The 3791-nt window shown below is 63.8% G+C and carries 6 protein-coding genes; 1 reads left to right on the forward strand and 5 read right to left on the reverse strand.

All coding sequences use genetic code 11. From position 1 onward, the window contains the following. Positions 1–510 (forward strand): tetratricopeptide repeat protein (locus IE88_RS0116025; protein ID WP_031556467.1); only part of this gene is annotated, 510 nt, incomplete at its 5' end. Between the two features lie 261 nt (positions 511–771). Here the strand turns inward: IE88_RS0116025 and IE88_RS17710 are convergent. From IE88_RS17710 to IE88_RS0116055, 5 genes are all read right to left on the reverse strand, one after another. Beyond that, positions 772–1410: a hypothetical protein gene (locus IE88_RS17710; protein ID WP_051882398.1), complete on the reverse strand. Its 639-nt coding sequence runs from the start codon at positions 1408–1410 to the stop codon at positions 772–774. Positions 1411–1481: 71 nt separating this feature from the next. After that, a complete protein-coding gene (locus tag IE88_RS0116035) occupies positions 1482–2312 on the reverse strand; it encodes a DUF2285 domain-containing protein (protein ID WP_031556471.1) in 831 nt (276 codons plus the stop codon). 247 nt (positions 2313–2559) lie between these two features. Continuing rightward, positions 2560–2688, reverse strand: a complete 129-nt coding sequence (locus IE88_RS18870) for a hypothetical protein (protein ID WP_272945616.1) — start codon at positions 2686–2688, stop codon at positions 2560–2562. Between the two features lie 37 nt (positions 2689–2725). After that, positions 2726–2980, reverse strand: a complete 255-nt coding sequence (locus IE88_RS18335; protein ID WP_156032664.1) for a hypothetical protein — start codon at positions 2978–2980, stop codon at positions 2726–2728. A gap of 10 nt (positions 2981–2990) precedes the next feature. Further along, positions 2991–3551, reverse strand: a complete 561-nt coding sequence (locus IE88_RS0116055) for an antirestriction protein ArdA (RefSeq protein ID WP_051882399.1) — start codon at positions 3549–3551, stop codon at positions 2991–2993. Positions 3552–3791 lie beyond the last annotated feature (240 nt).

Raw genomic sequence — 3791 nt, forward strand, 5'->3', positions numbered from 1 at the left:
ATTGGAGACATTGATGCGTCCCTTCAGTCCCTCAAGCGGCTGCTAGCGGACCAGCTATGCGTATTAGGTGAATACCACCCACGAGTCCTTACGACGCGGAATAACGTCGCTGCCGGGCTTGGAGAGTCGGGGAGAATTGCGGAGGCCATTGAGGCCTTCGAAGCCCTGCTTCTGATCGAGCAGCGCGCGTTAGGGTCAAACCATCCTCTAACATTAACAACCTATAACAACTTAGGCCGATGGCTTGGGGCGGCCGAACGGTTCGATGAAGCAATACGTGTCTTCGAAGAGCTACTGATCGATAGGCAGCACACGTTAGGAAACGATCATCCGGACGTCCTTCTAACGCGTACCAATCTTGCTGCCGCGCTTGGAATGTCAGGTCGGGTCGACGAGGCGATCGGAGCCCTCGAAGATCTTATGACGGATTATATGAAAGTACTCAGTGAGGGTCACCCCTACACTATCATGGCACGAGGCTGGCTTGATTACTTCCAAACCGCGAACTGAGATAGAACGGTGCTAGAAGGTTAGCCGGCCAGCGTCGGTACCATCGTCGCCTGCGAGCGGCGGCTGCCAACACTACAACGCGTCACATGCTATGACCATACCGACGTCCATCTAGCCCCGAAAGGGTATTGCTACCTATCGAAACTAAAGACGGCCGAATGTCTGAGGGGCCGGCTTTCGGTAAGAAACGGTCTGTTCGTTATGAGAGATCAGACCGACGATATGGACCCAACACAGCCATTCGGAAGGTAAGAGCGGCGTTTACGGAGCTAACCGGTGATGCACCCATCCTTCGTCTGTGAGCACAAGGTCGGTTGAGTCGCTTCGCCGACCGGACGTTTCTCTTGCAATCTCCGGGAATGCGGCGGTTACTTTAGTCCCGCGGGCCCAAGCTGGTACATCCATCAGCTCGAATGTGTATGCGACCGTCGCAACGCGCTGACCGAATGCATCGGCAGGCTCCGTGAAGTTCGTAATCTCCGTCACCTTGCGATGACCGTAGCAGAACGCGCTTGAGCCCATCTGCATGCGATTGGCTTCCTCGCGTCGCTGTAGGAAATCCGCCCCTTTCTCCGTGAGAGAGTACCGGCGCGCCGGAGCGGTCTCGCCTGGCCGGGACGCAACGATCGCTCGCAATTCGACGTCGACGACGCGAACTTCGAGCAACTCTTCGGACACGAGGGCATCGAGCTTCGAAACGTCCCCGTCTCGCGGCACCCGATCCTCTCTAACCTCTGCCACGACCCCGTTCTCGTCCGCCGGCTGCCCCACCCGCACGCATTCTGGATTGTTCGCGTAGTACTCGTTGAGTGCCGCAGCGAACTGAGCCGCCTCGTCCGTCTCGCCCTCGGTGCAGGCCGATAGGGCAGCGAACGCGCAGATCAGAAGACGGCTACGCATTGGGTCACCTCGGTCTACCGCCCCGCTCACAGGGTAGCGGTGTCGGCTCGCTGGCGACAAGGTTATCTGAGTCACCGTCCGCGCAGGACGCGCCGGTAACCGCCATCTACTAGGTCGCCTGCATTCGAGATGAGTCGCCGCGTCCGCGCTCGTAGCGGACCGTCGCGGCCGTCCCATTCCGTAGCGATTTCCTGTTCGCCGTAGAAGGCTTCGGCGATCTCGCGGTCGGTCATGCCTTGCTGCTTGCCGTCGTACGCCATGAGCATGCGTTGCCACTTCGCGGTCTGCTGCTCTGTCTGATCTGCAGTCTTCTCGGACAGGAAGCCGTCGTAGAACTCCGTCAGCTGACCGAATGTCTTGAGCGTGATGGGCCAGTCCGCACGATCCTGGACTTCAAGGACGAGGTTCACGTCCGGGTCCATGACGAGCGGACCATCGCAAGCGAACTGAATGGCGCGCAAACGCTCGGATAGGAGGACGTGCTGCGTCCGGTTCGGATCCATCAAGAGCCAGATGCGACACGGCAGGTAATCGACGCGGATCGGCGACTTGATCTTCTCGTTGGGATCGGCACGCGTCACGCGCATGCGAAGCACGGCTTCGTAAGTCTCTGGTAGCCAGAATACAGGCGCATCGTCTCCGCGGAGGCCCGGCTCGACGAAGGTGAGAAGACCGAAGGGGCGGGCGTGCTGGCTGACCTGCTGGAGGACGCGCACCGTCCGGTTTCCGGCCTTGCGCTCGGTGACGTGGTCATACGGGCCGCTGTGCTGAGCGTAGTGTCGCGCATAGTCTTCGGATCGCCGCAGGAACTCCCAAGCGATCAGCGACTTATGCAGGCCGAGCACGTACTCGTAGGCCTCGGGATGCGCTGGCCCCGGCCCGTATCCGGACCGGCCGATCATCGCTGGGTCTCGTCAGTATGTTCGCCAAATGTTCTCATCGGACGACGAGGGTTAGAACGTTCGAGGGGGGTGAGTCGAATCGTTCTTGCGCGTCGTGGAAAACTATCGAGCAGGAAGGAGAACAACGGCTTGGCGTCCGAGCGGTCCGCTGCGTAGCGCGATGCGGCAGGGGCTTCGATGGCCCGTGCCGCGTCGACCGCGGGTTCGGATCGGCAGGCCGGGGAAAGCCCTGCCAGTCTCAATTCGGTCAGTCGCTGCCGAGCAGATCCATGAGGTCGATCTGCGCGCGTCTGACCTCGTCGAACAAGCCGACGTCGCATGCCTTCTGCCGGGCGGAGGTGTTGCGCCGGGCCCGCATCGGCTCGGCGGCCCGCACGGCCAGACGGTCGCCTCCGCCTCACGTTCGGGGATGCTCATCGCTCGCCCCCTTCGATCAGGCGGGTGATCGCCTCGTGCACGGCGACGTCCGCCAGGGCGAGCGCGCGCCGAGCGGCGAGGCTGCCCTTGCCCCCGTTCGTGCGGACGCGGTGCGCCGCGAGCGCCATCGCTTCGTGGGCCGCGTGCCGGGCGCCCAAAGCCCCGCACGCGTAGGCGTCTGGCAGGGAAGGGGGACCGAACGGTTCGGCCGCCCCCGTGCGGTGGTTCGGTGCGGTGTGTGGCTCGCTCATCGTCCGGCCCTCACCGTGCGGTCCAGAACACATGCACGGCGTCGAAGCTGGTTCGAACGGTGAACACGTCACCGCCGAGCTCGAGGTCCCGCCCCATCGCGTCGTAGTCGACGTAGAGGCGGACGCTGTCGGGGATGGTGACGCCCGACTGCTCGGTCAGGTCCTCGGCGAAGTGACCGAGGTCCGGCCACTCGCCGGCGTACCCGTCGAAGGCGGCTTCGGCCTCGTCGAGCCGTCCCGAGAAGTGCGCCAGCACCTCCGCCCCGAGCTGCCCGTGCTCGGCGATGAACGGGCCCTTGGCGGCGATCTCGGCCAGCCCCTCGTACTCGTCCGGCCCCCATGAGCCGAACCCTTCGTGGTCGTGGATCGCGAACTCCTCCGCGCCGGCCGTCGGGCTCTCCGCCAGCATGGTCGCGACCGCCTCGCGCAAGGCGTCCTCGTCCATCGCCTCCGCCCACACGCCGTGCAGGATGCCGGCGTTGTAGCTCGCTAGGCAGGCCAGGTAGACCCGCGGGGTAGGCGTAGTGTTTGCTGCCTCTTCCTTCGTCGTCCGTTCGGTCGTGCTCGTCACCGTTTTCTCTCCTCGATGATCGGGGCAGGGAGTGATGGCCCCGTCATCACCCCTGCCTCTCCGGCGAGGAGCGGGCGGGGGGTACCAAGCGAAACCTGACGAGGTGGCGCGGACGGCCGAGCGGTCAGCGGCGCGCGGGAGGCGAGGCACCGATCAGGGGCCGAAGGCGAACGCGGTGCGACGCCCCGCGAGCCGTCACGGGTCGTCTTCGTTTCGCTTGCGGGGGGAGGGCAGAGACCC

The organism is Parvularcula oceani (assembly GCF_000733125.1).
In the GTDB taxonomy this organism is placed as follows: Bacteria; Pseudomonadota; Alphaproteobacteria; order Caulobacterales; family Parvularculaceae; genus Parvularcula; species Parvularcula oceani.